Consider the following 2,590-nt stretch of genomic DNA (forward strand, 5'->3'; position numbering starts at 1 on the left):
TGAGCAACGCGATCGTCGTCACGAGCGGCCCGATCTGCGGCAGATGCAGCCACGGATTCAGAAACTCGTACAACGGCAGCGCCCACAGGACGGCCACGAGACTTTGCTCGCCGCGCAGCCAGCCGTCCTGCGAGCCGATGGCGATCAGGCACGCGATCGGGATGCACAGCCACGAAAGTTCGTAGTGCCAGATATAGGGATTCACGGCGAGCGTGGCGATGACCAGCATCGCACCACGCAGCCGCGCGTCCCGGTGGCGGTGCCAGACGACGCATGCGGCCACGATCGCGATCGCGGCGATGGCGGCTTGCCCGGCATAGGCGAGCGTCAGCGGCAGGCCGGCCAGACGAAACGCCGCGAACGGCGTCGGCGACGCAAACCAGAACGCAACGCCATGCTCGATGATCAGTGAACGCAGCGCACCGGCATTCTGCGTGAAGAGGTGGAGCGATGCGATGCCGCCCGAGGCGATGCCCAGCGCGGCGAAGGCCGTCGCGAAGGCCGCGGCCCACGCGAATGCACGCCACGCGCGCGCGGCAATCAGCACGAACGGGAACAGCAACGCGAGTTGCGGCTTGACCGACAGGAGTCCGATGAAGAAGCCGGCCAGCATCGGCCGCCGGTCGACGAAATGCACGGCGAGCGCCGCGCACGCCGCGGTCAGCATCGCGTTCTGCCCGTAGGTCGCGGTGACGAGCACGCCCGGGCACGCGAGCAGTGCAAGCCAGCCGACGCGTTTCGCGCCGGGCGTCGCCGCCAGCCCCGACACGCGCCAGGCCGCTACCCCGAGCAGCACGATGCCGAGCGCGACGAACAGCGGATAGCCGATTGCATGGGGCAGCAGTGCGAAGGGTGCGACCACCAGCAGATACGTGGGGGGATACAGCCACGGCAGGAACGCATAGCGGGCCGCGGTGGGGAACAGGTCGACGAGCACCCGCGAGAACGCGGGGACGTCGTAGATCTGCCATGGCGAACCGTGGCGCATCAGATGGGATGCGGACCAGAACACCATGAACCCCGAGCCGGGGCGGAACACGCCCGGGTCGGTCGAGAGGAAGCCGATCCGGACCAGGATCGTCATGAACAGCACGCCGACCGTCAGCATGACCGTGCTGTACAGCGCGATGCGTCCGGGCGTCAGCCAGACGCGGACAGGGCGTTCGTCGCCTTGAATCGATGAGCTGGAAATATCCATGCGTGACTACTTGACCGACAGATTGCGCGCGGCCGCCGCGCTCGCGACGGCCGGCTGCCGACGCCGGGCCGCGGCGGCGCGCCGGACCGGAAACGGCAGCAGTTTCGCGGCGTCCGGCTGCGCGGCGTGCCGCGCCGGATGCTGGCCCACCAGCGCGTCGGCGCGGTAGCGCCGCCGCACGAGATAGACCGGTCGCTGCTTGGACTCGTGATAGATGCGGCCGAGGTATTCGCCGATCACGCCGATGCCGATCAGCTGGATGCCGCCGACGAACAGCATCACGGAGATCAGCGACGCATAGCCGTGCACGGGGTTGCCGAACAGCAGCGTGCGCATGACGATGAACGCGCCGTAGACGAACGACAGCGCGGCGAACGCGAGGCCGATGTAGGTCCACACGCGCAGCGGCACGGTGCTGAAGCTGGTGATGCCTTCGAGCGCGAAGTTCCAGCGGCGCCAGCCGGAGAATTTGGAGCGGCCGCCGCTGCGCGGCGCGCGGGTGTATTCGATGAGCTCGATGCGATAGCCGACCCACGCGAACAGGCCTTTCATGAAGCGCCGCCGCTCGGGCAGCGCGCGCAGCGCGTCGACGACCTGGCGGTCCATCAGCCGGAAATCGCCGACATTCTCGGGCATCTCGACTTCGGAGAGGTGGTTGTGCACGCGGTAGTAAAGTGCGGCGGCGACGCGCTGCATCAGCGGGTCGCACCTGCGGTCGGTGCGCTTCGCGGCGACGACCTCGGCGCCGGCGAGCCAGCGTTCGACCATCGCGGGGATCAGCGCGGGCGGGTCCTGCAGGTCGGCGTCGATCAGGATCACGGCGGAGCCGGCGGCTTCGTCGATGCCGGCAGTGAGCGCGGCTTCCTTGCCGAAGCGCCGGGTGAGATCGACGATACGCACGCGCGGGTCGCCGGCCGCGAAGTCGATCAGCCTGCCGAGCGTGTCGTCGCGGCTACCGTCGTTCACGCAAACGATTTCGAAGCGCGTGGTGTCGATGGATTCGAGAATGGGAAGGGTGGTCGAGAAGAACGCCTCGATCGCTTCCGCCTCGTCGTGGAAGGGTACGACGAGCGATACCAGTGGCTTTCGGGTGTGCCTGGACATATGTCCCCCCGTGAAATCCGGTCTGCGCCGCATGGTCTGGTCCGGTTGTCGCCGACCTTGCGGAAACGGGTCCGGATCGGCGCAATTCTTGTGTGTTTTCTGTTTGTAATGTCCTCGTCCGCTTGCCGCGAACGGCGGCGGCAAGCGGTCAGATCATTGTACGCGCGAAGGCCGAAGCGGCAGCGAACGCGAAGCTCGACCGCGAGCGCAGCGCGCGGCTGGCACAGATGCAGGGCCTGTCCGGCGCCGGTGAAGGCGGCGGCGAAGGCCTCGCGAAAAGCGGCACGG

The 2,590-nt window shown here is 67.9% G+C and carries 2 protein-coding genes; both read right to left on the minus strand.

What is annotated here, in order from left to right; genetic code table 11:
- On the minus strand, positions 1–1,198 hold a 1,198-nt coding region (locus tag G3N96_RS38295; RefSeq protein WP_206140452.1), incomplete at its 3' end, for a glycosyltransferase family 87 protein.
- Between the two features lie 6 nt (positions 1,199–1,204).
- Positions 1,205–2,302: a glycosyltransferase family 2 protein gene (locus tag G3N96_RS38300; protein WP_206140453.1), complete on the minus strand. Its 1,098-nt coding sequence runs from the start codon at positions 2,300–2,302 to the stop codon at positions 1,205–1,207.
- Positions 2,303–2,590 lie beyond the last annotated feature (288 nt).

The organism is Burkholderia sp. Se-20373 (assembly GCF_017104705.1).
Classification (GTDB): domain Bacteria; phylum Pseudomonadota; class Gammaproteobacteria; order Burkholderiales; family Burkholderiaceae; genus Burkholderia.

Coding starts and splice junctions, on each gene's coding strand:
- G3N96_RS38300 (WP_206140453.1), bottom strand. CDS start 2,302: ATGTCCAGGCACACCCGAAAGCCACTGGTATCGCTCGTCGTACCCTTC.